The 24,937-nt window shown below is 67.8% G+C and carries 22 protein-coding genes and 1 pseudogene; 11 read left to right on the top strand and 12 right to left on the bottom strand.

The window, feature by feature from the left end; genetic code table 11:
* Position 1: 1 nt before the first annotated feature.
* Positions 2 to 871: a glycosyltransferase family 2 protein gene (locus tag OG558_RS36315; protein ID WP_405067039.1), complete on the top strand. Its 870-nt coding sequence runs from the start codon at positions 2 to 4 to the stop codon at positions 869 to 871.
* Positions 871 to 1,623 (top strand): polysaccharide deacetylase family protein, encoded by a 753-nt coding sequence (locus OG558_RS36310; RefSeq protein ID WP_405067038.1) that lies wholly within the window; start codon positions 871 to 873, stop codon positions 1,621 to 1,623. Before OG558_RS36315 ends, OG558_RS36310 begins: the two co-directional genes overlap by 1 nt.
* Before the next feature lie 68 nt (positions 1,624 to 1,691).
* Here the strand turns inward: OG558_RS36310 and OG558_RS36305 are convergent, their stop codons facing one another.
* Complete coding sequence (locus tag OG558_RS36305) at positions 1,692 to 2,684, bottom strand: calcium-binding protein (protein WP_405067037.1); 993 nt, start codon at positions 2,682 to 2,684, stop codon at positions 1,692 to 1,694.
* Between the two features lie 272 nt (positions 2,685 to 2,956).
* Between OG558_RS36305 and OG558_RS36300 the strand changes: the two genes are divergently transcribed.
* Together OG558_RS36300 and OG558_RS36295 are read left to right on the top strand one after the other, a co-directional pair.
* A complete protein-coding gene (locus tag OG558_RS36300; protein WP_405067036.1) occupies positions 2,957 to 3,814 on the top strand; it encodes a serine/threonine-protein kinase in 858 nt (285 codons plus the stop codon).
* A 180-nt stretch (positions 3,815 to 3,994) separates the two neighbouring features.
* Complete coding sequence (locus OG558_RS36295; RefSeq protein WP_405067035.1) at positions 3,995 to 4,738, top strand: glycoside hydrolase family 15 protein; 744 nt, start codon at positions 3,995 to 3,997, stop codon at positions 4,736 to 4,738.
* A 16-nt stretch (positions 4,739 to 4,754) separates the two neighbouring features.
* Here OG558_RS36295 and OG558_RS36290 read toward each other — a convergent pair whose 3' ends face one another.
* Entirely contained in the window at positions 4,755 to 5,495 is a 741-nt protein-coding gene (locus tag OG558_RS36290) for an orotate phosphoribosyltransferase (RefSeq protein WP_405067034.1), read from the bottom strand.
* Positions 5,496 to 5,585: 90 nt separating this feature from the next.
* On the bottom strand, positions 5,586 to 6,611 hold the full coding sequence (locus OG558_RS36285) for an NADPH:quinone reductase (protein ID WP_405067033.1): 1,026 nt from the start codon (positions 6,609 to 6,611) through the stop codon (positions 5,586 to 5,588).
* A gap of 201 nt (positions 6,612 to 6,812) precedes the next feature.
* On the opposite strand from OG558_RS36285, the gene OG558_RS36280 reads away from it, so the two are divergent.
* Positions 6,813 to 7,613, top strand: a complete 801-nt coding sequence (locus OG558_RS36280) for an alpha/beta fold hydrolase (protein ID WP_405067032.1) — start codon at positions 6,813 to 6,815, stop codon at positions 7,611 to 7,613.
* Positions 7,614 to 7,764: 151 nt separating this feature from the next.
* A complete protein-coding gene (locus OG558_RS36275; protein WP_405067031.1) occupies positions 7,765 to 8,661 on the top strand; it encodes a hypothetical protein in 897 nt (298 codons plus the stop codon).
* On the opposite strand, the gene OG558_RS36270 is transcribed toward OG558_RS36275, so the two are convergent.
* Positions 8,653 to 9,639: an SDR family oxidoreductase gene (locus OG558_RS36270; RefSeq protein WP_405067030.1), complete on the bottom strand. Its 987-nt coding sequence runs from the start codon at positions 9,637 to 9,639 to the stop codon at positions 8,653 to 8,655. The genes OG558_RS36275 and OG558_RS36270 overlap by 9 nt on opposite strands.
* Before the next feature lie 106 nt (positions 9,640 to 9,745).
* Between OG558_RS36270 and OG558_RS36265 the strand changes: the two genes are divergently transcribed.
* Genes OG558_RS36265 through OG558_RS36255 form a run of 3 tightly spaced genes read left to right on the top strand, consistent with a single transcriptional unit; the run spans position 9,746 to position 12,504 of the window.
* Complete coding sequence (locus tag OG558_RS36265) at positions 9,746 to 10,501, top strand: SDR family NAD(P)-dependent oxidoreductase (protein WP_405067029.1); 756 nt, start codon at positions 9,746 to 9,748, stop codon at positions 10,499 to 10,501.
* The gene (locus tag OG558_RS36260) at positions 10,491 to 11,966 is read left to right on the top strand and encodes an aldehyde dehydrogenase family protein (protein WP_405067028.1); all 1,476 of its coding nucleotides are present in this window, start codon (positions 10,491 to 10,493) and stop codon (positions 11,964 to 11,966) included. The genes OG558_RS36265 and OG558_RS36260 overlap by 11 nt, the downstream gene beginning before the upstream one ends.
* Before the next feature lie 10 nt (positions 11,967 to 11,976).
* A complete protein-coding gene (locus OG558_RS36255; RefSeq protein ID WP_329476603.1) occupies positions 11,977 to 12,504 on the top strand; it encodes an Lrp/AsnC family transcriptional regulator in 528 nt (175 codons plus the stop codon).
* 15 nt (positions 12,505 to 12,519) lie between these two features.
* On the opposite strand, the gene OG558_RS36250 is transcribed toward OG558_RS36255, so the two are convergent.
* The 4 genes from OG558_RS36250 to OG558_RS36235 form a co-directional block, all read right to left on the bottom strand.
* Positions 12,520 to 13,419, bottom strand: coding sequence for a pseudouridine-5'-phosphate glycosidase (locus tag OG558_RS36250; protein WP_405067027.1), 900 nt, complete (start codon positions 13,417 to 13,419; stop codon positions 12,520 to 12,522).
* Entirely contained in the window at positions 13,412 to 14,323 is a 912-nt protein-coding gene (locus OG558_RS36245) for a carbohydrate kinase family protein (RefSeq protein ID WP_405067026.1), read from the bottom strand. The genes OG558_RS36250 and OG558_RS36245 overlap by 8 nt, the downstream gene beginning before the upstream one ends.
* A 34-nt stretch (positions 14,324 to 14,357) precedes the next feature.
* Complete coding sequence (locus tag OG558_RS36240) at positions 14,358 to 15,959, bottom strand: DHA2 family efflux MFS transporter permease subunit (protein ID WP_405067025.1); 1,602 nt, start codon at positions 15,957 to 15,959, stop codon at positions 14,358 to 14,360.
* A gap of 74 nt (positions 15,960 to 16,033) precedes the next feature.
* Positions 16,034 to 17,542, bottom strand: coding sequence for an aldehyde dehydrogenase (locus tag OG558_RS36235; RefSeq protein ID WP_405067024.1), 1,509 nt, complete (start codon positions 17,540 to 17,542; stop codon positions 16,034 to 16,036).
* A gap of 128 nt (positions 17,543 to 17,670) precedes the next feature.
* Between OG558_RS36235 and OG558_RS36230 the strand changes: the two genes are divergently transcribed.
* A complete protein-coding gene (locus OG558_RS36230) occupies positions 17,671 to 19,017 on the top strand; it encodes a caspase domain-containing protein (RefSeq protein WP_405067023.1) in 1,347 nt (448 codons plus the stop codon).
* A gap of 22 nt (positions 19,018 to 19,039) precedes the next feature.
* Here OG558_RS36230 and OG558_RS36225 read toward each other — a convergent pair whose 3' ends face one another.
* From OG558_RS36225 to OG558_RS36215, 3 genes and pseudogenes are all read right to left on the bottom strand, one after another.
* On the bottom strand, positions 19,040 to 19,384 hold the full coding sequence (locus OG558_RS36225) for a dihydrodipicolinate reductase C-terminal domain-containing protein (RefSeq protein WP_405072266.1): 345 nt from the start codon (positions 19,382 to 19,384) through the stop codon (positions 19,040 to 19,042).
* Between the two features lie 157 nt (positions 19,385 to 19,541).
* Positions 19,542 to 19,856 (bottom strand): annotated as a pseudogene (locus OG558_RS36220) (4-hydroxy-tetrahydrodipicolinate reductase); the annotation flags it as partial.
* 290 nt (positions 19,857 to 20,146) lie between these two features.
* Positions 20,147 to 21,046 (bottom strand): MBL fold metallo-hydrolase, encoded by a 900-nt coding sequence (locus OG558_RS36215; RefSeq protein WP_405067022.1) that lies wholly within the window; start codon positions 21,044 to 21,046, stop codon positions 20,147 to 20,149.
* A 196-nt stretch (positions 21,047 to 21,242) separates the two neighbouring features.
* On the opposite strand from OG558_RS36215, the gene OG558_RS36210 reads away from it, so the two are divergent.
* Positions 21,243 to 21,776, top strand: a complete 534-nt coding sequence (locus tag OG558_RS36210) for a DUF1440 domain-containing protein (protein ID WP_405067021.1) — start codon at positions 21,243 to 21,245, stop codon at positions 21,774 to 21,776.
* A gap of 73 nt (positions 21,777 to 21,849) precedes the next feature.
* Here OG558_RS36210 and OG558_RS36205 read toward each other — a convergent pair whose 3' ends face one another.
* Positions 21,850 to 24,567, bottom strand: a complete 2,718-nt coding sequence (locus tag OG558_RS36205; protein ID WP_405067020.1) for a family 20 glycosylhydrolase — start codon at positions 24,565 to 24,567, stop codon at positions 21,850 to 21,852.
* Between the last annotated feature and the right edge of the window lie 370 nt (positions 24,568 to 24,937).

The raw sequence follows: 24,937 nt of genomic DNA, 5'->3' as shown, positions 1-24,937 counted from the left end.
CGTGCGACGTAGACGGTCGTCGGAAGCCCCCTGCGACATCACCACGGATGCAGCTGGGCCCAGGTTCAGTGTGGTGATCCCCGCCTTCAACGAGGAACGTCTCATCGGGGGCTGCCTGCAGTCGCTGGCTCGACAAGACTTCACCGGCGGGCACGAGGTGATCGTGGTCGACAACAACTGCACCGACGACACCGCGCAGATCGCCCGCCTGTACGGCGCAATCGTCGTACGCGAGGAGACACCGGGCGTCTGCGCGGCGCGGCACCGTGGCACGCTCACGGCCCGCGGACAGATCGTCGTGTCGAGCGACGCCGACACCGTGTTCGACGCCGGCTGGTTGTCCCGTATCGACCGGACGTTCCGGCAGGATCCGGTCCGGGTAGGTGTCGCGGGTCCGTGCCGGTACCCCGACGGACCCTGGTGGGGCAAGGTGTACGCCCGGGTCCTCTTCGAAGTCGTGCACCTCACCTACCGGGTGACCGGCCGGGTCGTTTACATCACCGCGACCAACATCGCATTCCGCAAGGACGCCTGGTCCGGCTACGACCTGACCGGCACCCAGGGCGCCGACGAGCTCGGTCTGCTGCGGCAGCTGAGGTCACGCGGCCGGATCGCCTTCGACCGGGGCAATCCCACCCTGACTTCGGCACGCCGGCTGACGCAGGGCCTGGCGTACAACCTCGTCGTATCGTTCTTGTTCTACTACGTTCTCGCCGTCACCCTGAACCGCGCGACCGGGCGCGCCGTCATCGGCACCGCTCCGGCCTTCCGGAGTGATCGGTCTCGGCCGGCTTCGCGGCGTTACCGGTTGCTTGGTTTGACCGTGGCCGCCGCTGCCACGGCGCTGACGGCCCGACTGATGGACAGTTGATGAGCCGCGCAACGAGATCGTCCAAAGCCTCGCGGTACGTCGCGGGGCTGACGGTGGGTACGGCGGCAGCGTATTGGCTCATGATGTCGCCCTACTCGCAAACGCTCGGCCCGTTCCCGTACCGCGGCCCAGCCGACCGGCGCGACGTCGCCCTCACCTTCGATGACGGCCCCAACGAACCGCACACGTCGCACCTCGCGGACTACCTCGACCACGAGGGCATCCAGGCGACGTTCTTCCAGGTAGGTCGGGCTGTCCAGCGCTACCCGGAGGTGACCGTGCGGCTGGCGTCCGCAGGTCATGTGATCGGCCTTCATGGCCACACCCACGACTTCACCCGGTACCTACGCCGAGGCACCCTCGCCGAGGATCTGGAGCAAGGGATGGCTGCCTTCGCACAGCTCGGGGTCCGGCCGGCGCTCTACCGGCCGCCCTGGCTGCTGCGGATCCCCGCGCTTCGCAGCCTCCTCCAGGACCACGGCCTCCACGTGGTGTCCGGCGAGTTCTGCCACCCGCTCGAGGTGGCTCAGCCCAGTCCCGAACGCATTGCTCGGCTCGCGGTGCGGGTCACCCGCCCCGGCTCCATCATCATTTTCCATGACGGCCGTGATGGCAAAGGCGGCGACCGGACCGCCACCGTCGACGCGGTGAAGTTGGTCGTCGACCGGCTCCGCGACAAGGGCTACGGCTTCGTCACGGTCGATCGCCTCCTCGGAGTACCCGCCTATCAAGATCCCTCTGCCATGGACTGAGAGCTGGGCAAGACGTGCGCACACAGGGGACCCGGCGTCCGCGGTAGGGCGGACGCCGGGTCGTTCGGTCAGAGGATGCTGAGCGTGATCGTGCCTCGCGCCAGCCCGCCGGTGGCCACCGTGTCGCGGCCGGCGAGCGTGTCGACGGTCAGGTGGTCGGTCGGTTCCGCGTTCTTCAGGCGTACGTCGGCCCGCAGTCCCGACACCCGCACGTTCCCGGCGGAACCGGAGACCTGGATGTGGTCCCGGCCGGCGGTGCCCGTGACGGTCACCGCGTCGATGGCCGAGTCGCCGCCGCTCGTGTTGAGCTGTGCACCGAGGTCGACGTCGACCCGCTGAACATCGGTGCCGCGCAGATCGCCGACGGTGACCGTGTCGGCGCCGCCGAGTGCGTTGAGCGCGACCCGCTCGACGTCATCGGTGTCCATCACGATGTTGCCCAGGTCCCGGATGAACCGCAGTCGCGGACCGTTGGCGGAGGCAACGAACTTCTCCGCGCCGGCCGCACCGTTGAACACCATGGTGTCCTGGCCGCGACCGCCCTCGATCACGTCGCTGCCGTCGCCCGGATCCCAGATGAACTTGTCGTTGCCGTCGCCGAGCAGCGCCGTGTCGGTGCCGCGGTTCCCGTCGACGACGTCGTTGCCGGCGCCGGTGCGGATCAGTTCGTTGCCGCTGCCACCGAATACGGTGTCGTTGCCGTCACCGGTGTCGATGATCGTGAACGGCTGCACCTCGGCGCCGTAGTCGATTCGCACAGTGTCGTCGCCGCCCCGGCTGGTGACCTGGATCTGGCCGAAGTCGCTCCGCTTCACGGTGCGCTTCGCCGTACCATCGCCGAAGTCGACCTCGAGAACCGACGTGTCGGCAGCCGGCACGCTCAGTGTGATGTGGTCCGCGTGGTTCGTGCCGGTGACGATCAGCTGGCCGGTGTCGATCGCGACGCTCCCCGAGGGCGTCGCGGATGCCGGGCCGGCCAGACTCACGGCGATGCCTGCGCTGATAGCCGCGGCAGCCGCCGCGCTGAGGCTCCGCCGGATACGTCTCGTCGTGCTGCTCATAGTGTGGTCCCTCCCTGTTGGTCACGGCGGTCTCGGATCGGAACGCCGCGGTGCCGGTTTGTCTGGGACCTATACGGGCGTGATCGCCGGCCGGTTCACCCCAATATCTCCAGAGTTTCGATGCACCCGTCGCAAGAAGTTGCCGAGGGCATCTAAAGACAGAAGTGTCCGGGGCGATCGGAATTCTCACCGATCGAAGGTCGAACCGGATCGGCCCGACGTCCGTATTGAGAGCACGAGAGGCGTATCAGGACCCGCAAAGGCAGGCGATCATGGCAACAGTCGCGGTGGACCCACCACCGACGGTCGTCGCGCCAGGGCACCTGGTGACCGGCCGATATCGCTTGCGGATGTTGCTGGGCCGCGGCGGTATGGGCCGAGTCTGGCTCGGAGAGGACGAACTGCTGCGCCGGCGAGTCGCGCTCAAGCACATGATGCTCCCGGACCACGCGTCCGAGCACGTCCGCGCCACTGCGCTGGCCGAGGCGCGCGCGGCGGCGCGACTGAATCACCACAACGCGGTCAAGGTGTACGACGTCATCGAGGACGCCGGCGATCACTGGATCGTCATGGAACCGCTGTCCGGGCGAACCATGGCCGACGCGCTGAGATCGGATGGACCGCTCCCGACCGCGGACGTACGGCGGATCGCCCTGCACCTGGTCGATGCACTGCGGGCCGTGCATCGTGCGGGTCTGGTGCACTCCGACGTCAAGCCCGCGAACGTCCAACTGTGCGACGACGGGCGGGTTGTCCTGATGGACTTTGGCATCGCCGCTGCCATCGACGATCAGCACACCCTGTCGAGTGAGGCTCTGGCCGGCAGTCCGGCGTACATGTCACCGGAGCGAGCCCGTGGTGACGCGGTCGGCCCGGCGTCCGACCTGTTCTCCCTGGGCGCGACACTGTTCGCGGCTGTCGAGGGGAAGTCACCCTTCGGCGCCGGCGACCCGTTCAGCACGCTGGTCGCGGTGGTCGAGGCCCAGCCGGGCCCGTTCGTGAACGCCGGCCCGCTGCGCCCGATCATCGAAGCCCTGCTCGCGAAAGACCCCGCCGATCGGCTGACCGTCGACCAAACCACCGCCGCCCTCCAGGGGCAGCCAGTCGAGTCGGAATCAGAACGGAAGTAGCCGGCCCGACGGGGACCGAAGGTCGAGGTCTTTCAGGCGTCTGCGCCTGACTGTTCGAATCCGCCTCGGCCGAATCAGAACCTGCTGCATCGATTGCACCTCCTCCGAAGGGCACGCCATCGTGCCGACGGTGTGTGTTGATCTCACTGGTAACGACGGCGCAGCCCGCCGGAATGTGACGTGGCTGGGCCGCTCAGCCGTTCGGACTGGCGTCCCAACGAGCGTTCTCCGCATGATGGTTGGAACGACGAAGGAGGGAGGGGAGTGACCTTGCCTCAGTCCCTGGCACGCACCCTCGCGACTTCTGGTGACCTGCGGGAAGGTCCGAGTCGGAGCGCACACCCGCCGATTGCGGACTATGCCTTCCTGTCGGATTGCGAGTCGAACTGCCTGATAGCGCCGAGTGGTGCGGTGGAGTGGATGTGCCTGCCGCGGCACGACTCACCCAGCGTGTTCGGAGCGATTGTCGACCGGGCCGCGGGGAGCTTCCGGCTCGCCTCGCTGTTGCTCCTGCCGTTGCTGCGGTTCCTGCCGGCTGACGATCCACGGGTTCGCGCCACTGTGCGGGCAATTGCCGACGAACTGACCGAGGACGGCATGGTGCTGCGCTACCGCGTCTCGGAGACCGACGACGGGATGCACGGTGCCGAGGGCACGTTCACGATCTGCTCGTTCTGGCTGGTGTCCGCGCTCGTCGAGATCGGCGAACTGGACCAGGCCACCGCGCTCTGCGAGAAGCTCCTGTCGTACGCGAGCCCGCTGGGTCTGTACGCCGAGGAGCTCGACCCGCTCAGCGGACGCCACCTCGGCAACTTCCCGCAGGCGTTCACCCATTTGGCCATGATCAACGCCATCACGCACATCATTCGCGCCGAGGAAGCAACCGGCCCGAACACCTTCGTCCCCGCCCACCAGCGCCTCTGATGCTTCGGGAGCCCCGCTAGGCGGCCTGGGGCAGGAGGGTCCAGCGGGGGTCTTTGTCGGGCCAGTGGTTGACCAGGGCGTCGACGGCGAGACGGTGGGTCGCCGGGTCGAGTATGCCGTGATCGGTGGCGGCTGTGAGTACGTCGAGGTACGTGGCGATGGACTCGATCGGCAGCGTCTTGGCGATCGGAGCCACGGACGTCGCAACGTCGCGCATGTCGACGAGGGTGAAGACTCCGACCAGGATCGCGCCTTCGCTCTGGAGTTCGTCGGCAAACGCCTCGAGCGCCGTACCTGACGAGACGGCATCGTCGACAAGCAGCACTCGCCGGCCTGTGACCGACGCTCCGCGGACGCGTGGTTCATGGTCTTCGTGCCCGACGTACCCAGGCTTGCGGACGAACGCGAAGGGGAGGTCGCCGGCCAGCGCGACTGCGGTGGCGAGCGGGATCCCACCGGTCTCTGCGCCCACGATGACGTCCACGTCGAGCTGATGGGCGAAGGTTGCACCTGGTTCGGCGAGGTCGTGCAGCAACCGCGGGTCGCCGTACGCGTTCTCATTGGAGAGCGGCTGCAGGGGGAGACGGGTCTTCATGTCCCAGTGCGCGATGCCGGGCCGGACCAGGCCCGGCACGGTGGCGAGCCGGGTGACGAGGTCGGTGCGCGGACTCGGTACGGCGGTGAGGCGGGCAACGTCCGCACGGTCGGCGAGCCTCGTCCGCCGGGGGTTCGCCAAGGTGATCTGGTTGGTGTTCATACCATTCACGGTCGCGCTGGACCGCTTTCGTCGCGCCCGTGGCTTTGCCTAGTGATCACCCTGGAAGCCCCGCGGGGAACCGAAGCGTGTTCAGCTGGCAGCGACGGTGATCAGCACCTTGCCGACCGCTCCACTCTCGACGGCGGCGTGGGCCGCAGCTGTCTCCTCGAGGGGATAGCGGTGCAGGGGGAGACCGGCCTCCTCACCGACCCGGAAGGCGCCGTCCGCGATTGCCTGGTTGATGTCCGTGGCGCCGGCGGAGATCCGGTCCCAGCCGACGGTGTAGAGCAGGACGAACTGGTAGCGCGTGTTCAGCCCCATATTTCGCCATACGTCGAGATCGACCGGGACGCCGCCGTCGTTCGCGTAGATCGAGATCGTCCCGCCCGGGCGGAGAACTGCCAGATCGAGCTCTGCATTGGCGCCGGCCGCGACCTCCACGACAAGGTCGACCCCATCGGGCGCGATACCCCTGATCGCCTCGACCGCGTCCGGATCGCGGTAGTTGACGACATGATGCGCCCCGGCGGCCGTCGCGAGCCGCGCTTTCGCCTCCTGGCTGACGGTCGCGATCACCTCCGCGCCCGCCCAGCGCGCGAGCTGGATCGCCGCGTTGCCCACTGCTCCGGCGCCGCCTGCGACCAGGATCGTCCGATCCGCCAGCGCATCGGGTGCCAGCCGGGTTGGGCCGCCCTCGCCGACCGTCAGCGCTCGATGAGCGGTGAGTGCCGGGATCCCGGTACTGGCGCCGAGGTCGAAGCCGGCACTCGCGGGCAAGGGGAACACGCGCTTGGCGGGGACGACGGTGAACTCCTGCGCGGTACCACTCGCGGGACGGCCGTCGCCGGCCAGCGTGACCCAGACGCGATCGCCGACGCCGAGGCTGTCGACGCCGGCGCCGAGTTTGTCGACCACGCCCGCGCCGTCGTGGTTGGGGACGGTTGCGTCCGCGGGTGCGCCGCCGTACTGACCGCTGCGCGCCTTCCAGTCCGTCGGGTTCACCCCCGACACCATCACGCGCAGCCGGACTTCGCCGTCCCGGGGTTCAGGGATGGGTGCGTCGACCAGTTCGAGCACAGCCGGATCGCCGGGGCGCGTGTACCTGATCGTTCTCATACAACGTCCTCCTCGACGTCGGCCGCTGCGGGCAGCGTCTCATGACCGGTGCGACGGCGTCGCCCCTGGGCCGAAAGCCTCGGCGCCGGACACGCACCAGGAGCCGGACCAGTGACTTCCACTGGGGTGACACGTCAACCACAGACGCACTGTGGTCGTAACGGAACCCCTCCGATGATTGGAAGACCGATGAGAAACCTGATGTCGAATGCAAAGAACCTGCTGGTCGGCGCGGCCGGAGTGGCGGTCCTGCTGGCCGGGGCGACCACTGCCCAGGCCGCGGAGGCCGGACAGACCGCCCAGTCCGAGCAGGTGAAGCCGACGATCGTGCTGCTGCATGGTGCGTACGCCGACGGCTCGAGCTGGTCCGGAGTGACCAGCCGACTCCAGCACGACGGCTACAACGTCGTGGCTCCCGCCGTACCGCTACGCGGGATCGCGTCCGACACGTCGTACCTGAGCGGCGTCCTCGCGACCATCCCCGGGCCGAAGGTGCTCGTCGGTCACTCGTACGGCGGCGCGCTGGTCAGCGAGCTCGCGGACACGTCCGGGGTGAAGTCGCTCGTGTACGTCGCAGCGTTCATCCCGCAGGCCGGCGAGACGCTGGGGGCACTCAACTCGCAGTTCCCCGGCAGTGAACTCGGTCCGGACGTGACCAACGTGATCAGCTACCCCGGTGGGGTGGACCTCGCGCTGAAGCCGGACAAGGCCGGCCCGATCCTGGCCGCGGACATCCCGGCCCGGCAGGGTGCTGTCTTGATTGCGGCGCAGCGGCCGGTTGCGGCTGCGGCGTTCAGCGAGCCGGTTGAGAAGACCGCCCCGGCGGCCCTTCCGAAGTACGCGGTGATTCCGACCGGTGACAAGGCGATCGCCCCGGCCGCCGAGCGGTTCATGGCCGCTCGGGCCGGCGCGACAGAGGTCGAGATCCCCGATGCGTCGCACCTGGTCGCGGTGTCCCAGCCGTCGGCAGTGACCCAGGTGATCGAGCGAGCCGCCCGTTGATCGCGTCCTCGCCAGAGCCGGCCGGAGCATCCCGCTCCGGCCGGCTCTGGTCTGCCAGGCGCGGTCAGCGGAACAGGGCTGGCAGCGGAGGTCGGCGGCGAACTGTCGTGAGGTGCTGTAGGCGTCCGGGAGTGAGTGCGATCCTGTGGCGGTGAGAACTGGGATGACGGCCGCTGCTTGGGCCGAGCAGCAGGTCGCCGCGGTCCGCGACGATCCGTCCGGCCGGCTCGCCCTGATGCAGCGTTGCTACTACGGTCCGTACGGGAAGGCGCCTCGGCACCTGCCCTATCGCCGGGCGGCGATGTCGGCGATGCAATGGGAGTTGCGGCGCGGTGTGCTGCAGCCACCCTTCAGTGATCGTCCGGGAAGTCCGTGGTGGCGGGCCGTGAATGAGCGTGTCCTTCGGGACGGCTGCGAGGCTGTCGCGCTGAGCGGCGACCTGTCGGGCTCGGCCTCGTCGCGCACGGTCGAGTTCTGGCTGTCCTTCGCGCAGTACCCGACCGCCAGGGCGTGGTGGCGAGCGCACAACGGAAGCGTGATCGCCGGCTATCTGGAGCACCGCGCGCTGGCTGAGACGGAGACCGTCGCTGAGCGCTTCTTCATGAACGTCGTGCTGTGCCGGGTGCTCTACACCCATGCCCTCGTCGCGGCGCCCCGGATCGCCTTGGGCTGGCTTCGCCCGCTCGCCCCGTTGCTCGGTGACCCGAGGCTCGGTATGGCCGGGATCTTCCTCCAGTTGTCCCGAGTGCTGCCGGACGAGTACCCACTGCGCGAGGAGGTGCGGTTCTATCTGCGGAACGAGCTCGGATTCGGCCGGCTTCTGGACTACGGCGTGATCGTCCCGCGGCTGCAACAGATCTACGAGTGGTCGGCACACGAACTCGCCGACTCGGGCCTGCTCGACTGCATCGACGACGGAGCCCTGACCTACGCGCTGTCAGCCGACGACCACACCTTCTGGCAGCCACCAGACTCCCTCATCCTCCACCTGGCCCGACGTCTGCTGCCCCCGCCGACGGAGCCTCGGAGGGGCGGTACGTCAGCGTGAGTAGCGGGCGACGAGCGTGTTCATCGCCTCGTCGATGTTGTGGTCGACGCGGCGCCGGGCGGGGTTCTCGTCGTACCAGGTGATGATCTCGCGGGCGCCTGTTTCGAAGGGGATCGTCGCGACGAAGTCCGGGACCACTTGGCGGAGCTTGCTGTTGTCGAAGACCGCCGAATGGGTCTTGTCGCCCAGCAGGCCGTCCCCCCATCCCTGATGTACGGCGGCGATCGCGTCCGAAGGAACGTGGACGATCTGTGCTGACGTCCCGGCTGCCGTGGCCAGCGCGTGCGCGATCTGGTCCCAGGTCAAGACGTCGTCGGAGGTGATCTGGAAGGTGTCGCCGAGCGTGCGTGGATGGCCGAGCAGGGGGACCAGTCCGCGGGCGAAGTCGCGGTGGTGCGTCAGAGTCCACAGCGAGGTCCCGTCACCGTGCACCACGATGGGCTGCCCGCGGCGCATCCGTTCGACGATCGTCCAGCCGCCATCGAATGGCACCAGGGTGCGGTCGTAGGTGTGTGAAGGCCGCACGATCGTCACGGGATAGCCCTCGTCCCGGTACAGCCCGGTCAGGAGGTCTTCGCAGGCGATCTTGTTGCGTGAGTACTGCCAGAACGGGTTGCGCAACGGTGTCGACTCGGTGATCGGCAGCCGGGCCGGTGGCGTCTGATACGCCGAGGCGGAGCTGATGAAGACGTACTGGCCGACGTGTCCGCGCAGTGCGTCGGTGCGGGTGCGTACCTGATCGGGCGTGAACGCAATCCAGTCGACCACGACATCGAAGTCCTGGCCGGCAACAGCGGCCAAGGACGCCGGGTCGTCGATATCGGCGGCGATCTGCTTCGCCTCCGGCGGGAGCGGGCGGATCGAGGTCTGGCCCCGGTTGACGACCGTGAGGTCGAGTCCCAGCTCGACTGCTCGCCAGGAGCAGGCCGAGCTGATGATTCCGGTTCCACCGAGAAAGAGAACACGCAGCCCACTCATTCGAACAACCTCTCCGTAAGATCACTCAGGTCCCGAACTTGGAGAATGATAACAACTGAGCCATCCTGGGCTTACATCTGAAAGATTCAAGAAGGGCGGGTGGGTTGTGAGCAGCCTCGAGGGGCGCGTTGTTCTGATCACCGGCGCCGGCGGCGGTATCGGCTCGGCGACCGCTCGCAGCGTGGTGGCCCAAGGCGGGCACGCGCTGATTCACGACATCACGGGATCCGCGCTCGATCCTCTCGCCAAGGAACTCGGTGACAGCGCCACGGCCCTGGTCGCCGACCTCACCGACCTGGAGGCGGTCAAGAAGCTGTGGGACGACGCTTGGGCCGTCAAGGGGCACGTGGACGTCCTGGTCAACAATGCCGGCGCCTATCCGCCTGCTCCACTGGACGCCCCGCTCGAGGAGTGGCTGAAGGTCTGGGACTTCTCGCTCGACCTGCATCTCAAGGCGCCCGCGGTCCTGTGCCGCGAGGCGGTGGCGGCGTACGCCGGACTGGACCGGGGCGGCATCATCATCAACTTGGCGTCGCGCGCTGCGTTTCGCGGCGAGGATCCGGAGTACTGGCACTACGCGGCCGCCAAGGCCGGTGTGGTTGCGATGACGCGCACGATCGCACGCCAGTACGGCCGTCACGGCGTGACTGCCTTCGCTGTCGCTCCTGGGTATGTGGACACCGACTTGAACGAGCACTTCCGTGACACGGTCGGCGTCGAGGTCGCCGCGGAGCAGACCGGTCTGGGGGAGGTCGCACAACCGCAGGACGTGGCCAACATCATCGCGTTCCTGGCGAGTGGTCTGGCGAAGCACGCGACGGGCACCACGATCGACGTGAACGGAGCGTCGTATGTCCGTTGACACCGCCCTCGCGCGGATGAGTGCGGACCTGTTCGTCAACGGATCCTGGACCACGGGCAAGGCCGGGGCTCTTGACAACGTTGACCCAGGCAACGGTCGTACGATCGGTGCCGTCTCGCTGGCCGGCACCGACCAGGTCGCCGAGGCGATCACCGCCGCCGAGAACGCGTTCCCGGCCTGGTCGGCGACGCGGGCCGCTGCTCGAGGAGACATCCTCCGGCATGCGGCCGCACTGCTCGCGGATCGCGGCGAGGAGGCCGTGGCGACGATCCTGTTGGAGACCGGTAAGACGGAGGCCGACGCCCGCGGCGAGATCGCCCGCGCCGTGGAGACGCTGCGCTGGAACGGCGAGCAGGCCGGCCGAATCCCAGCAAGCGTGTTCCCCGGCGTTGCCGCCGGGTCGCGCCGCCTCTCGATTCCGACTCCGCTCGGTCCCGTCGCGGTGATCACGGCCTGGAACTTCCCGGCTGTCCTGGCGACGCGGAAGCTCGGCGCCGCCCTCGCCGCGGGCTGCACGGTGGTGTTCAAAGCATCGGAGTTCGCCCCGGCCACCGCACGACTCATCGTCGAACTGCTGGTGGAGGCAGGTCTTCCGGCCGGGGTGGTGAATCTGGTCTTCGGTGATCCGCAGGCGGTCTCCGAACAGCTCACTTGCTCCGCGGCGATCAAGGCTCTGTCCTTCACCGGATCCACGGCCGTCGGCAAGATGCTGGCCGCGCAGTCGGCTCCGAACCTCATCCGCACAGTCATGGAGTTGGGCGGGCACGCGCCCGTACTGGTGATGGATGACGCCGACGTGGATCACGTGATCGCCACCACGGCGGCCGCCAAGTTCGGTTCCGCCGGTCAGTCGTGTGTCGCGCCCTCGAGGTACTTCGTTCATGAGTCCCTGTACCGCGAGTTCGTCGACAAGCTCACGGCCAAGGCGGCGTCCTACATCGTTGGCCACGGCACCGAGGATGGAGTGACGCTCGGCGCGGTCGCACACCAGGGACGGGTGGACGCACTTGTCCGGCTCGCCCGCGATGCCGCCGATCATGGCGCCGTCATCGCGACCGGAGGCCGGCAAGTGGACCGCGATGGCTTCTACTTCGAGCCGACCGTCGTCGCCGGACTGCCGCTGGACTCCAACGCCATGATCCTCTCGGAGGAGCCGTTCGGTCCGATCGCGACCGTCTCGTCGTTCAGCACGTTGGACGAGGCGATCGCTGCAGCCAACGCGGCGCCTTACGCGTTCGCGGCGTACCTGTTCACGAACAGCATGGATGTGCGCGACGAGGTCGTCCGGCGGCTGAGCGCGTCGAACATCGGCGTCAACCAGTTGGCTCCGTCGCTGCCCGACGTACCCCTGGGCGGCCTGGGCAACTCCGGCTACGGCTACGAAGGCGGAATCGAGGGCATCCTCGCCTTCACCCAACTACGTCTCGTCTCCGAGACCGCGGGAGATCCCCATGCTCGCCGATAATCATTCCTCCTTGGCGCACGTCCGTGACGTGGCCGCGACGGCGCGCGAACCGTACGTGCTCGACGCGATCGACCTGGCCCTGCTGAAGATCCTCGTGGCTGACTGTCGTACGTCGCAGCGCCAGATCGCCACCATGCTCGGAGTCTCCGCCCCCACTGTCGGTGAGCGGATGGCCCGGCTGGAGCGCAATGGCGTCATCACCGGGTACAGCGCCCAGGTCGACTGGTCGGTCGTCGGCTACGGGCAGGTCGTGTTCCTCTCCATCGAAGCAGGCCCGGGATATGACGTCGCCGCGATCATGGCCGCCCTCTGGGACCTGGCGGAGGTCGAAGACGTCACTCTGGTCACCGGTGAGCTCGATCTCCTGATCCGGATGCGGGTCCGCGACTACGGCGAGCTGAGGACGATCCTGATGGACCAGGTCTGGCGGATCCCGGGCATTCAGAGGACGGCGACCCTGCTGTCCGTGGCCGACATGCCGGCGAAGGACTTCGGAGCCGCCCTCCTCGACAAGCTCGAGCAAGCAGCCGGCGACTGACTCACGACGGTTGGGTCACCCCGCGAGCGTGACGGCGATCCGGGCAGCGATGTCAGCGTTGTTCCGGGCCAGGGCGAGGTTGGCTGGGATGCTCTCCCCGTCCGTCTCCTTCTCGATCCTCGCGAGGACGTACGGCGTGACGGCGGGACCTGCGACCCCGGCACGGGCACTCGCATCCAACGCCGCCGTGAGTACGGCGTCGATGCGCGACGCCGGGATCTCGTCGTCGACGGGAATCGGAACAGTCAGCAGGACGCCGGTAGCCGACCGCGCCCGGAAGCGGAGAACGTCACAGACGACTCGCTCGTCATCGACCCGGTGTGGAATCGGCAGACCACTCGACCGCGTGTAGAACGCCGGGAACCAGTCGTGCTGCCAGCCCAGGACCGGGACGCCGGCGGTCTCGAGATACTCGAGTGTTCGCGGCAGGTCGAGGAAGGCCTTGGCGCCGGCGCTCACGGTGATGACTGGGTGGTTGGCGATCGCGTCGAGGTCGGCCGAGACGTCGCCGCTGAGCTCTGATCCGCGGTGGACACCGCCGATGCCGCCGGTGGCGAACACCGAGATGCCGGCGGCGTGGGCCAAGGCAACCGTCGCCGAGACGGTGGTGACGCCGACGTCCCATCCTTGTGCCTGGGCCACTGCCAGGTCGCGCTCGGCGACCTTGCGGGTGCCCTGCAGCACTCGCTTCTCTTCGTCCGGCGAGAGACCGACATGCGGCCGGCCGTCGAGGATCGCGGTCACGGCTGGTGTGGCGCCGTGGTCGAGGACTGCTTGCTGGCACAGTCCGAGTGCGTCGGCGTTCGCCGGCGCCGGCAGGCCGAGATTCGAGAAGATCGTCGACTCGAGCGCGACGACCGCGCGACCTCTCTCCAGAGCGTGCGCCACGTCGTTGGACAAGATGGGCTCAATCACACACAGTTCCGTTCTCGTCAGTGGTCATGGACAGGGTGGCACCAGGTTCGCCGAGAACCCTCCGGGCAAGGCGATGGCCGGCTTCGACGGCCTCGACGGCATCGGCTGCATCGAGTACGGCGGACAGGAAGCCCGCGGCGAACGCATCGCCGGCGCCAGTCGTGTCACGCACGTCGTCGACAGGGGGTACCCGGACGGTTGCTGACCTGTTGCCGCCGAGATGAACCTCAGTGGGCTCCACGCCGTTCTTGACCACAACCGTCGTACCAGAAGTGGCGAGGTCTCGCAGGGAGGCGGCGTCGGCTTCGATCCCGTTCGCGAAGACGTACGTCGGCTGCAGTGTTCTGATCAGGGCACGGAACGGCGTAGGTCCGACGGCATCGATGAGAGCGACCGAGGACGCATCGATGGTGAGGATTGCGCCTTCGGCACGGGCGATGCCGGACGCTTGGCGGAGGACGGACAGCGACGGCCCGGCGAGGGAGTACGCCGAGAGGTGGATGGCGTCCGCGCCGGAGAGCCAGAGGTCAGGTACGTCAGCCAGCTGAGCCGCGGCCGCTCGGTCGGGGTACATCGTGCGCTCTCCATCGTCATCCACCAGAATCACGATGGTGCCGGTTCGTCCTTGCCTCTGGACCCTGGCGTCGACACCGGCCCTGGCCAGGTCCCGCACCAGTGCCGCGCCGACAGCGTCGTCCCCAACACGCCCGACGAACCGAACCGCCGTCCCGAGACTGCTCGCAAACGCAGCAACATTGGAGGCCGCGCCGCCGCGTGCCCGGCGGATCCGTGCCGGGTTGTCCGTACCCACCCGCGTCGCACCAGCCGCCCAAACAACAACGTCCTCGACAAGGTCACCAACACACACAAGACTCCGTCGACCCTGCAACGCCCCACCTCCCATCCCGGCTGAGGCGACGCTATGGGAAGCGAGTCGGTCAGTCGACCACCGCGGGCGGAACCTGGTCGTCGACGACAAGGCGTGTCACCTCGCGTTTGCGGGGCAGCATCAGGGCCGGCACCAGCGTGAGTACCACCAGCACCCAGGCGACCCAGAAGGTGTGTGCGAACGACGCGGCGGCGTCGACCAGCCCGCGCAGGACCGCGGCGGGGTCGAGATGGAGCAGGGCGATGCCCCCCGGGCGGGTGTTGGCCGCGATGGCCGCCTGGGTCTCCCGGATGCCTCCGTCCTGCCCGGGGAGGTTCTGCGTACCGGGGATGATCGGCGAGTTGTTGAGCTGATTGGTGAGGATGACCGACATCGTCGCGACGCCGCAGGACGAGGCGATCTGCTGGGTGATGTTGAGCAGGGTGGAGCCGCGCGCGACCTGGGGGCCGGGGAGTGTCTTCAGCGCCGAGGTGAACAACGGCATCATCGTGGCGCCCATCCCGAAGCCCATCACGACCAGCATGCCGATGATCAGCAGGTACGGCGTCGTCGCCGTGAGCTGGGTCAGGCCGAACATGCCGATGACGATCAGCACGAGACCGAACGGCACGATCCGGCCGACCGGCACCTTGTCCACGAGCCTCCCGGCGATCGGCATGGTCACCATGGCGCCGAGTCCCTGTGGCGCCACCAGGAGACCTGCCTGCAGCGTGGACTCGCCGCGGACCTGCTGGAAGTAGGTGGGCACCAGCAGGAGGCCGCCGAAGAACGCCGCGGCGAACAGGAACATCGTGATGATCGAGACGGTGAGGTTGCGGTTGCGGAACAGCCGAAGGTCGAGCAAGGGATGCTCCGGCCGGAAGGAGTGCCAGACGAACGCCGCCATCAGCAGCACCCCGACCAGCATCGAGAGCCACACTCGGGTCGCACCGAAATCACCGTTCTCGGCGGGCAGGGAGGACACGCCGAACAGGAACAAGGCGAGACCGGGAGACATCAGGAGCACCCCGACGACGTCGAGCGACTCCGACCGATGCGCGGTGTCCCTGGCCAGCGCGAACCAGGCGTAGACCACTGCGATCATGCCGAGCGGCACGTTGATGAGGAAGATCCAGTGCCAGCTCGCCACCTGGATCAACCAGCCGCCCAGGATCGGTCCCAGGATCGGGCCGAGCAGCATGGGCACCCCGAGGATGGCCATCAGCCGCCCCATCCGGTGTGGCCCCGCGGCCCTGGTCATGATGGTCATGCCCAGCGGCATCAGCATGCCGCCGCCGAGGCCCTGCAGGACGCGGAAGCCGATCAGCATGTTGATGGTCGTCGCGGTCGCGCACAGGGCGGACCCGGCGGTGAAGAGCAGAATCGCGGTCATGTAGAGCCGCTTGGTGCCGAACCGATCGGCGGCCCATCCGGTCAGCGGAATCACGGTCGCGAGCGCGAGCGTGTACGCCGTGACCGTCCAGGCGACATGTGAGTAGGGGACCGGGTTGCCAGGCGTGCCGAACTCGACCTGGAAGGTCGGCAGGGCGACGTTGACCACCGTGATGTCGAGGATCGACATCACCGCGCCCAGCACCACGACGCCGGCGATCTTCAGGACGGCGGCATCGATGTGGTCGGGGTAGTCGGACTGCGTCGCTGGCTGGCTCATTTTGCCCCCTGAGCACGAATCAGATGAACCCGAGCGTACGCGCGAATCCTGCGCGGGCACGAGCTTTTTCCTGATCAGCCGAGTTTGAAGGGGTCGCGGGTGGCGCCGGTGAGTTCAACCCAGACGGCCTTGACCTCGGTGTACTCGTGGATCGCATCGAGCCCGTTCTCACGGCCGATTCCGCTCGCCCCGAAGCCACCGAACGGCACGTTGGGAGCGACGACGCGGTAGGCGTTGATCCAGACGTTGCCGGCCCGGAGCCGCGCGGCGACCCGGTGCGCGCGGTGCACGTCCTTCGTCCACACCGCACCAGCCAGACCGTACGGCGTGTCGTTGGCGAGACCGAGCGCATCGGATTCGTCGCGGAACGTGTACACCGCCAGGACCGGCCCGAAGATCTCCTCCCGGACGACGGTATGCGCCTTACTCACACTGGTGAGTACGGTCGGCCGGATGAAGAGGCCGCCGTGGTCCTGGTCGGGACCGCCACCGCAGGCGATCACGGCCCCTTCCTTCCGCGCCGTCTCCAGGTAACCGAGCACCTTCTGGTACTGCGGTGTGTTCGCGGCCGGTCCCATCTCGGTGTCCTCGTCGTTGGGGTCTCCGAGCCGGATCCGGTCGGCACGCTCGACGATGAGACCGACCAGTTCGTCGTGGACACTCTCGTGCACGATGAGGCGTGATCCGGCCATGCAGGTCTGGCCGGTCGCGGCGAAGACACCGGCGATGACGCCATTGGCCACTGCGGCGAGATCCGCGTCGGGGAAGACCACCTGGGCGGACTTGCCGCCGAGTTCGAGCGTCACCCGGTTCAGATTCGCGCCGGCGGCCTGGGCCACGGCGGCACCGGTCGCGGTCGACCCTGTGAAGGCGACCTTGTCGACGCCGGGGTGCCCGGCCAGCGATGCGCCGACCGACCGGTCGAGCCCGCAGACGACGTTGAACACGCCAGGCGGGATCCCGGCTTCGTGAACGAGTTCGGCGAAGGCCAGGGTCGAGGCGGGGGAGTGTTCGGATGGCTTCACGACGAAGGTGCAGCCGGCCGCGAGTGCGGTGGCGAGTTTGAAGGTCATCAGCAGGAGTGGCGAGTTCCACGGCGTGATGGCCGCGACGACACCGACCGGCTCGCGTCGGGTGTATACGAAGAAGTTGTCCCGGTCCGAGGGGATCGCGCGGCCCTCGATCTTGTCCGCCAATCCGGAGAAGTAGTAGTACCACTCCGGCAGGTACCGCATCTGGCCGATCATCTCGCGGTAGAGCTTGCCGGAGTCGGCGACCTCGAGCCGGGCCAGTCGCTCGGCGTTGGCGGCGATGACGTCGCCGAGTCGCTGGAGGAGCCGCGCCCGCTGGAAGCCGGTCATGCTGCCCCACGGACCGTCGAGAGCGTCCCTCGCGGCTCGGACTGCTCGGTCGACGTCGTCGACCGTCCCATCCGGGACAATCGCCCAGTCCTTGCCGGTGTAGGGATTGTTCGAGGCGAAGGTCGCGCCCGACAGGGCGTCGACGAACTCTCCGCCGATGTACATCTGGAACCGCTGCAGGTCCTCCCGGTCCGTCTGCGGCGTGAGCGTCGTACTAGTCATCGCTGCTCCTGATCGTCGGAGGCGTCTCCCTACGGACGTTAGGTCACGCCGGTCCCGACGGCCAGCCAGGACGGAGGCTTGACAGTTCCTGCGGCGGGGGAGATCTTCGCTTGTGACGGGGGGGCGGGATGGTGGGTAGCGATGGTGTCGCGCGACGGCTCGCGCTGATCGTGGCCACATCGGCGTATGAGGATGAGGGCCTCGCGCAGCTGGTATCGCCCGCGTACGACGCTGCCGAGCTGGCCAGTGTGCTGGCGGATCCGGCGATCGGCGGGTTTGCGGTGTCGTCCGTGCTGGATGCTGCATCCGGGCAGATCTCTCAGACCATCGAGGACTTCGCGGCCGAACGCGAACGTGGTGACCTGGTGCTGCTGTATCTGTCGTGCCACGGACTGAAGGATGAGCAGGGCAGGCTGTACTTCGCCGCGCGCGATACGCGACGCGATCGGTTGCGCTCGACGGCTGTCTCGGCTGGGTTCGTGAATGACGTTCTGTTCGCCTGTCGATCGCGCTGCAAGGTTCTGGTGCTGGACTGCTGCTACAGCGGCGCGTTCGCCAGAGGCTTGTCCGTCAAGGCCGATCCATCGGTTCACACCGCGGATCATTTCGACGCGCGCGGCCTGGTGGTGCTGACGGCATCCGATGCGACGCAGTACGCCTTCGAGGGCGACAAAGTGGTCGGAGGTGCCACGCCGTCGATCTTCACGTCCAGCGTGACCCGCGGGCTCCAGACCGGTGCCGCCGACATCGACGGAGACGGCCTGGTCTCTGTCGACGATATGTATGAGTACGCGCGCCGACAGCTTGCCGGGCAACCGCACCTGCAGAATCCGCGCAAGTGGGAGTTCGACGTGGCCGGTACGATCGTCCTGGCCAGATCGCCAGCCGCGCCGGGGCCTGCGGTCGCGCCCCCAGCGGAGAGTCTTCCGGCGGTTCTGTCCCCCGACTGGGGGAACGCGGCGCCGGTCTCGGCTCGGATCCGGCAGACCCAGTGGTGGCTCGGGCTGCTGCTGTTCCTGGCCACCGCGGTCGTCCTCAGCGTGTTGCTGATGCGATGGCTCTTCGATTGGCTGTATTTCCTGGGTCTGACAGACCAACTGCCTTCTGACACCGCAGGACTGGTCACAGCAGCCGCGGGCGGTGCCTTGTGGGCTGCCGCCTACGGCGCCGTCGATGCAGCTCGGAGCTCGCCGTCCCGCTGGTACGACCTGCACCTGCGCTGGCTGGCCACCCTGCGCCAGGTGGTTCAGCCTTCAGGTTGGCGCCAGTTCGCGCAGGCGGTCCGCGCGGCAGTGCCACTGAACGTCGCACTCACGCTCGTGGTATCCGTCCTCATCGGCGCCTTCGGCTACGACCACTGGGGCGGCTCGCAGGGCCGCGACAAATCCTTCCCACTCGCTTACACACTCCTCACTACCCTCGCCGTCGCCACCTACCTGACCAGCGAACAACGCAAACGCCGAGAAGACTCCTAACTGTCCGGCCCATGGTGAACAGCTAGCGATCCGCGTCAGGATCGCCGTACAGGAGTGAGGCGAGTCCTCTTCGCAGTCCTGGCTCGTCGGCGACGCGGCGAATCGCCAGGAGGGTCCCGGCGACGTACGGGTCCGCGGTCGAACCAGGATCGTGGCGCATCACAAGTCGTTCCCCTGATCCACCGAACACCACCTCGGTCGTCACGACGAAACCGGGCAACCGGATGGAATGGATCCGGGTGCCCGCCAACCTCGGCACCTCGGGCCTCGACCGGACCGTGCAGGTCGGGGAGCGGGATGGCAGTCCCGGGCCGGTGCACACTGCCCAAGGTTTCGGCGAGCTCCCGGGACGTGCCGCTGGGGACATCGGGCTTCTGGTCGCTGGCGTAGTCGAGCACTTCCCAGTGCTCCAGGTGCTCGGCGGCCAGCGACGCGGCACGCAGTAGGACGGCCGCCATCACGGAGAAGTTTCCCGCCGCGATCACGCCGACGCCACGGTCACGCGCCGTACGATCGATCTCCGCATAGTCGGCGGCGGTCAGCCCGCTCGACCCCACCACGACATGGATCCCGGCCTCGATCGCCGTGACCACGTTCGTCTTGACCGCGGTGGCGCTGGTGAAGTCCACGACCACGTCCACCGGAGCCGATCGCAAGGCCGCGGTGACCGTCCCGTAGATCGATCCGCCGGCATTCGAGCTGGTGACCGTCGCGATGTCCTGACCGGCCGCCGATCTGGACACTCCGGCGGTGAGCGTCAGGTCATCGGAGGCTGCGATGGCAGCGACGATCGGCGCCGCGGTCCACCCGGTGATACCGGCGAAACACACATTCGTCATACCAAGACACTACGGGCTCGGTCACTCGACGAGCGCGACTCCGCGAGGCACACGAAGTGTTCGGGGCACCCGCGTCCTGCAGTTGTTGCCATTAGCAACATGCTGACCGGCTGACCCGGATGTGAAGGCGGCTTGGCGACGCTGTCGCCGCGGATTGCACCACCTCTGACAGCAACATCCCGCGTGGGCAGAAGCCTGCCCGACGACATCGATCCGGTGGTCGCGTGGGACGGCTACCAGGCTCGTCGGGCATTCTCGCGACGACGCGACGGTGGCGTTCAGACTTCCCTTTACAGCCAGGCGGAGGCGACGATCTGCGGTCTGTTGGCGGCCGGGTGTTCGCGGACGCCGTACTGCGCGCCGGCGCCGGCCCAGAGAATCAGCTGCCCTGCGTAGTCGGGGTGGAGCTCGATCATGTGGTTGAAGTAGCCGAGGGCAGTGGTCTCGGTCTTGAGGGCGGCTTCGGCTTCGTCGAGATACCGCCGGGTGGCGGCGATCTGGCGGACGGCGTTGTCGTCACCGAGCCGGTTCAGGTGTCCGGCAACGATCGTTCGCGGTGCGAGTGCCTCGACGTTGTCGATCGCGGCCCGCCACGGTGCGAGACCGTCGGGGGCCAGGGCGTCGCCGACGTACTGGTGGGCGCCGTTGTAGATCACGTCGCCGGCGACGACCAGCCCGAGGTCCGGGACGTGCAAGACACTCGAGTCGTCGGAGTCACCGTGGCCGACATCGACGATCCGGAGTTCGTGGCCCTCCAGCGCGAAGCGATTGTCCGGCACTGTCACCGCGGTGACCGATGACGGCGGAATGTCGTCGTACATCTTGTCCCACAGGAACGGCCGGGCGGCGACGCTGGCATGCATCGGCCGGATCACGCCCGCGGACGCGACGATGCGAGCGCCGAACCGGTCGGCGAGGAGCTGTGCCGCGAACCAGTGGTCCCCGTGGCCATGCGTGATGTAGATGTCGGTGAGCGTGCGTCGTTTGCCGGCCACCCAGTCGCCCAGGTCGCGCGCCGCGGAGGGGTTGAAGCCAGGGTCTGACAGAACGGCGTTCTCTTGTCCGTAGATCAGGGTGCTTGCGATCGGGGAGAAACTCCTCGGCGCACCATTCGGCAGGGCACCGGGCTGCGCGGGCGCTTCACTGACGAACACCTCGTACGCGAGACCCTCGGCCGACCTGCTGTTCATGGTCCTCTCCTCTGGTCGATGGACGTCTACGACGATGCCCTTCGAATGCGCTGATCGCGCCTGGGCAAATCCCTGGTCCGGCCACGCCGGCCAGGGACAGTCCCGCGGACCAGGGAATTACCCGGGCGCGACGCACGCGCATCCGGACGATCCTGAGATTCGAAGGAGACTCGCAGATGTTCGAAGGAGCAGGATGATGAAGCGCGATCGACTCACACCGCTGGGAGCCATCACTCGTGGGCTGGTCGCGGGCACGATCGGGACCCTCGCCATGGACACGCTGTTGTACGCCGAGTACCGAAGCGGCGGCGGCAAGAGCGAGATCGGCCGCTGGGAGTTCTCGGCCGACATCCAGACCTGGGAGCAGGCAGCCGCCCCAGCACAGGTCGGAAGACGGTTGTTCGAGGGCCTCTTCCAGCGCGAACTGCCGGACAGCGGAGCCGCCCTGGTCAACAACATCATGCACTGGGGGTACGGGATCGCGAACGGTGCCGCGTACGGCGTCGTCGCCGGGTCCGCACCCAAGCCCCGGGCCTGGTACGGCGCGATCTTCGGCGCCGGGGTGTGGGGAACCAGCTACGTCGTACTCCCGGCAGCAAAGCTCTATCGCCCGATCTGGCAGTTCAACTACAAGGTCCTGGCCAAGGACCTCAGCGCCCACCTGGTCTACGGCCTGACCACCGGCGCCGCCTTCAAACTGACAACCTTCGCGAGAAGGCGGCGCCGCTGACCGCCGTCCGGCGATCGGAGCGGCCCTGCGCAGCTCGTGGGTGCGCAGGGCCGCCGGGTTCAGCTACCGGCTGTCAGAGTCCGGCGCACTGGCCCGACTTCGGGCCGGACGCGGTGTTGGGTTGGCCTGCGTTGGTCGGCGCGGGGGAGTTGCCCGTGCAGGACAGCGGCCCGCTGATGTGGTTGCCGGCGACGATCGTCGAGCCGGTGTTGTTCTGCACGACGAGCGGGCCGGCGACGGTGGCGCCGTCGATCGTCACCTGACCCACCGAGCCGCTGACCCTCACCGGACCCCCGACCGTCGGGGGCGCGCACTCGCCATTGTGGTTGCCGAGCCAGACCCGGGTTCCACCGGTCACGCTCACCGGCCCGGACACGGTCGTGCCGCACAGCAGTACGCTGCCTGCCCCGGACGCCGTCACCGGGCCACGGAATTCAGACCCGGATGCGTAGAGTCCGGCACCCGCAGCCACGGTTACAGGTCCCGAGACAGTCGCGCCGTCGAAGCAGGCGACGCCCGCTGACACGGTCAACGGATCCTGGTGCGTCCCGGTGACCATCGTCGTACAGGACGGGACGCCGGTCGCGACGAACGGCACGTCCCAGGTCTGGCCCTGACGGCTGTAGGTGACAGTCCCGTGATAGACCCCGTCCACCGAGTAGGTGTGGCTCCCGCTGACGGTCATCAGGCTTCTGCCCTGACGTTGGCTCGCCACGTAATCGCGTGCTGCGATACCGGCGGCCTCGGCCGGGGATCCGTCGCCCCAATCGATCATGGCGGTGAACTCACCAGGCGGAATCGAGCCGGCGGCCAGACGTCCCAGAGGTGCGTTGCTCACGGTCTTGTCCACGCCGAAGCGGGTGACCGTGCCCATCGCCTCCGGACTCCAGGTGACCTGGGCGATCGAACCGAAGTTCACTCCTCCGAAGGCCCACCGAGGTCCGGCGACGCTGAGCCGTTGGCGATACGCGTCGTAGTCCTGGGTGAGCACCTTGGGAGACCAGGCTTTCTCCAGGATGCCGGCCAGCCGCGGGAACACCATGAACTCGTTCGTGGCCAGCCCACGCATCTGCTCGCCCCAGATGGGCGCCTCGATGCCGATGATGTCCTCCGCTTTCGGTCCGCCGTACGCCGGTTGCGCCCAGACGGACCGGTACTTCTCGTACACCCACTCCGGGTCCCACGAGTAGGCCTTGTCGAGCTCGGTCCGCGGTGTCCGGCCGGGAGACCCGTCGTACCCGAAGTCGAGGTAGGCGTTCCATTCCGGGGTCGTGATGACGCTGCGGCCCTGGTTGAACCACTCCGGCTTGATGAGCGGGGGGCCACCGCCGGTGTAGTCGGACCAGTAGTGGTTGATGGAGGTCGAGCCCGGTGCGTATCCCTCCAGTGCGGGGTTCCAGCCCATCATTCGCTTGCCGGCGTTGTTGACGATGGTCTCCATCTGCCCGATCCACCACTTGTAATCCTCGTGGGGCATCCCGATGGCCTCGTCGCCGCCGATGTGGATGATCGGTGCGGGAGAGATTGCGGCAAGTTGTGCGATCGCGTCCCGCCAGAAGGCGAGCGCTCGCTCACTCGCCGGGTCGTTCGGGTTGGTGCAGAACCGGTCGGTCTGGGTCTGGCCCTGGCAGCCCACGACCGCGACGCCGCCCAGGGATCTGACCGCCGCCGTCGCATGGGCCGGGCCTTCCAGCTCTGGGACGATCTCGATGAACCTGTCGGCGGCGTACTTGACCAGGTCCTTGAAGTCCTCTTGCGTGTAGAAGCCCGGGATACAGGCCGATCCGTTGCACCCGGTGCCGTCCAGAGCCGGGTAGCCCTTGATCTCCAGGCGCCAGGACTGGGAGTCGCTCAGGTGCAGGTGCAGCCGGTCGCCCTTTAACGCCGCGAGTTGGTCGATCATGGACCGGATCTCGGCGACAGTCATGAAGTTGCGGGCGGGGTCGAGCTGAAGACCTCGATGCTCGTAGCGCGGGTAGTCCAGGACCGTGACGGGCTGCGCTGTCCACGGCCCGGCGCCGGTAGTGGGGGAGTTGATTGCCGCTGGCAACAGCTGCCGGAGGCTCTCGAAGCCGTTGAACAGGCCATGTGCTTGCGGGGCGACGATCTTCGCGCCCGCACTCGACACCGTGAGGGAGTAGCCTTCGGCGGCCTTGTTCTCCGGGACGCCGGACACCGGCCCCAGGTTCAATGAGATGTCAGAGGCAGTAGCGGAATCTGTCACGACGGGGAGCACGAACCCGGTGGCGGGCCGCAGGTAACCGGCGAGCACCTCAGCTGTGGCGGCAAGGGCGCTGCTGGAGATCACGATCCGGGAGGTGTCCGTGAGTTCCCACGGCTGACCGGTGCCGGGCGTCTGCTTCACCGGCACGGGAATGATCTGTCCCACGACCGGCGGTGGCTTGGGGCCGGACCAGATCTCGAACTCGTTGATCGTGTACCCGGTGGTGGACGTCGTGGCCAGGGCTTGCATCCGGACACACGAGATCGGGTCCTTGCGATCGATCACCTGGGAATCCTTGTCGCTCGGATTCACCACGTGGGTGACCGTCGACCAGGTCTGGCAGTCGGCGTCCGTGGAGACCTGCAGATCGTATTCCGTCGGCTTGGCCGGAGAAGTCCAGCGGCTGAACACCTCGTAGACCGGGGCGGGCGTGGCCAGCTTGACCTGGAACCAGTCCTGGGTCGGGTCGTAGCCGTTGCCGACCGACGCGTAGTTCGAGCTCCATCCGTTGTGCACGAACACGTCGACCGCGTTGGCGGGCGCGTACGTCGCCGCGGGCGGAGTCATGCGTTGGGACTTGGCGGAGGCGACCGCACCCGGCAGGAGGGCGAGGTTGACGCTCTCGGAGGCTGAGGGATCGGCGGACGGTGTTGGTGTGCCGGCGGACGCCTGTCCCACTGTCAATGGGACAAGAGCTGCGGCCACAAGCGCACCGATTGTCAGAGCGGGGACAGCGCGAGACCGAGACCGATGGCCTGCGGCCCGTCTCCCCTCGGGTTTCGACGACAAGAACGAGATTCTCACGTCACTCCTTACCGGTGCTGGGCGGTGTCACGCGGGCGTAGAGAGGACGACCGTTCCGGCGATTTTCCCGCCCCACTCGCCAGACGTGCAACAGCACCAGCGCGCCGACCCTGGCCGGTCATCGAACCTGTTG

This window comes from Kribbella sp. NBC_01510 (assembly GCF_045040325.1).
In the GTDB taxonomy this organism is placed as follows: Bacteria; Actinomycetota; Actinomycetes; order Propionibacteriales; family Kribbellaceae; genus Kribbella.
Note: the sequence above shows the minus strand (reverse complement) of the source record. Positions and strands in the feature narration are given on the sequence as shown.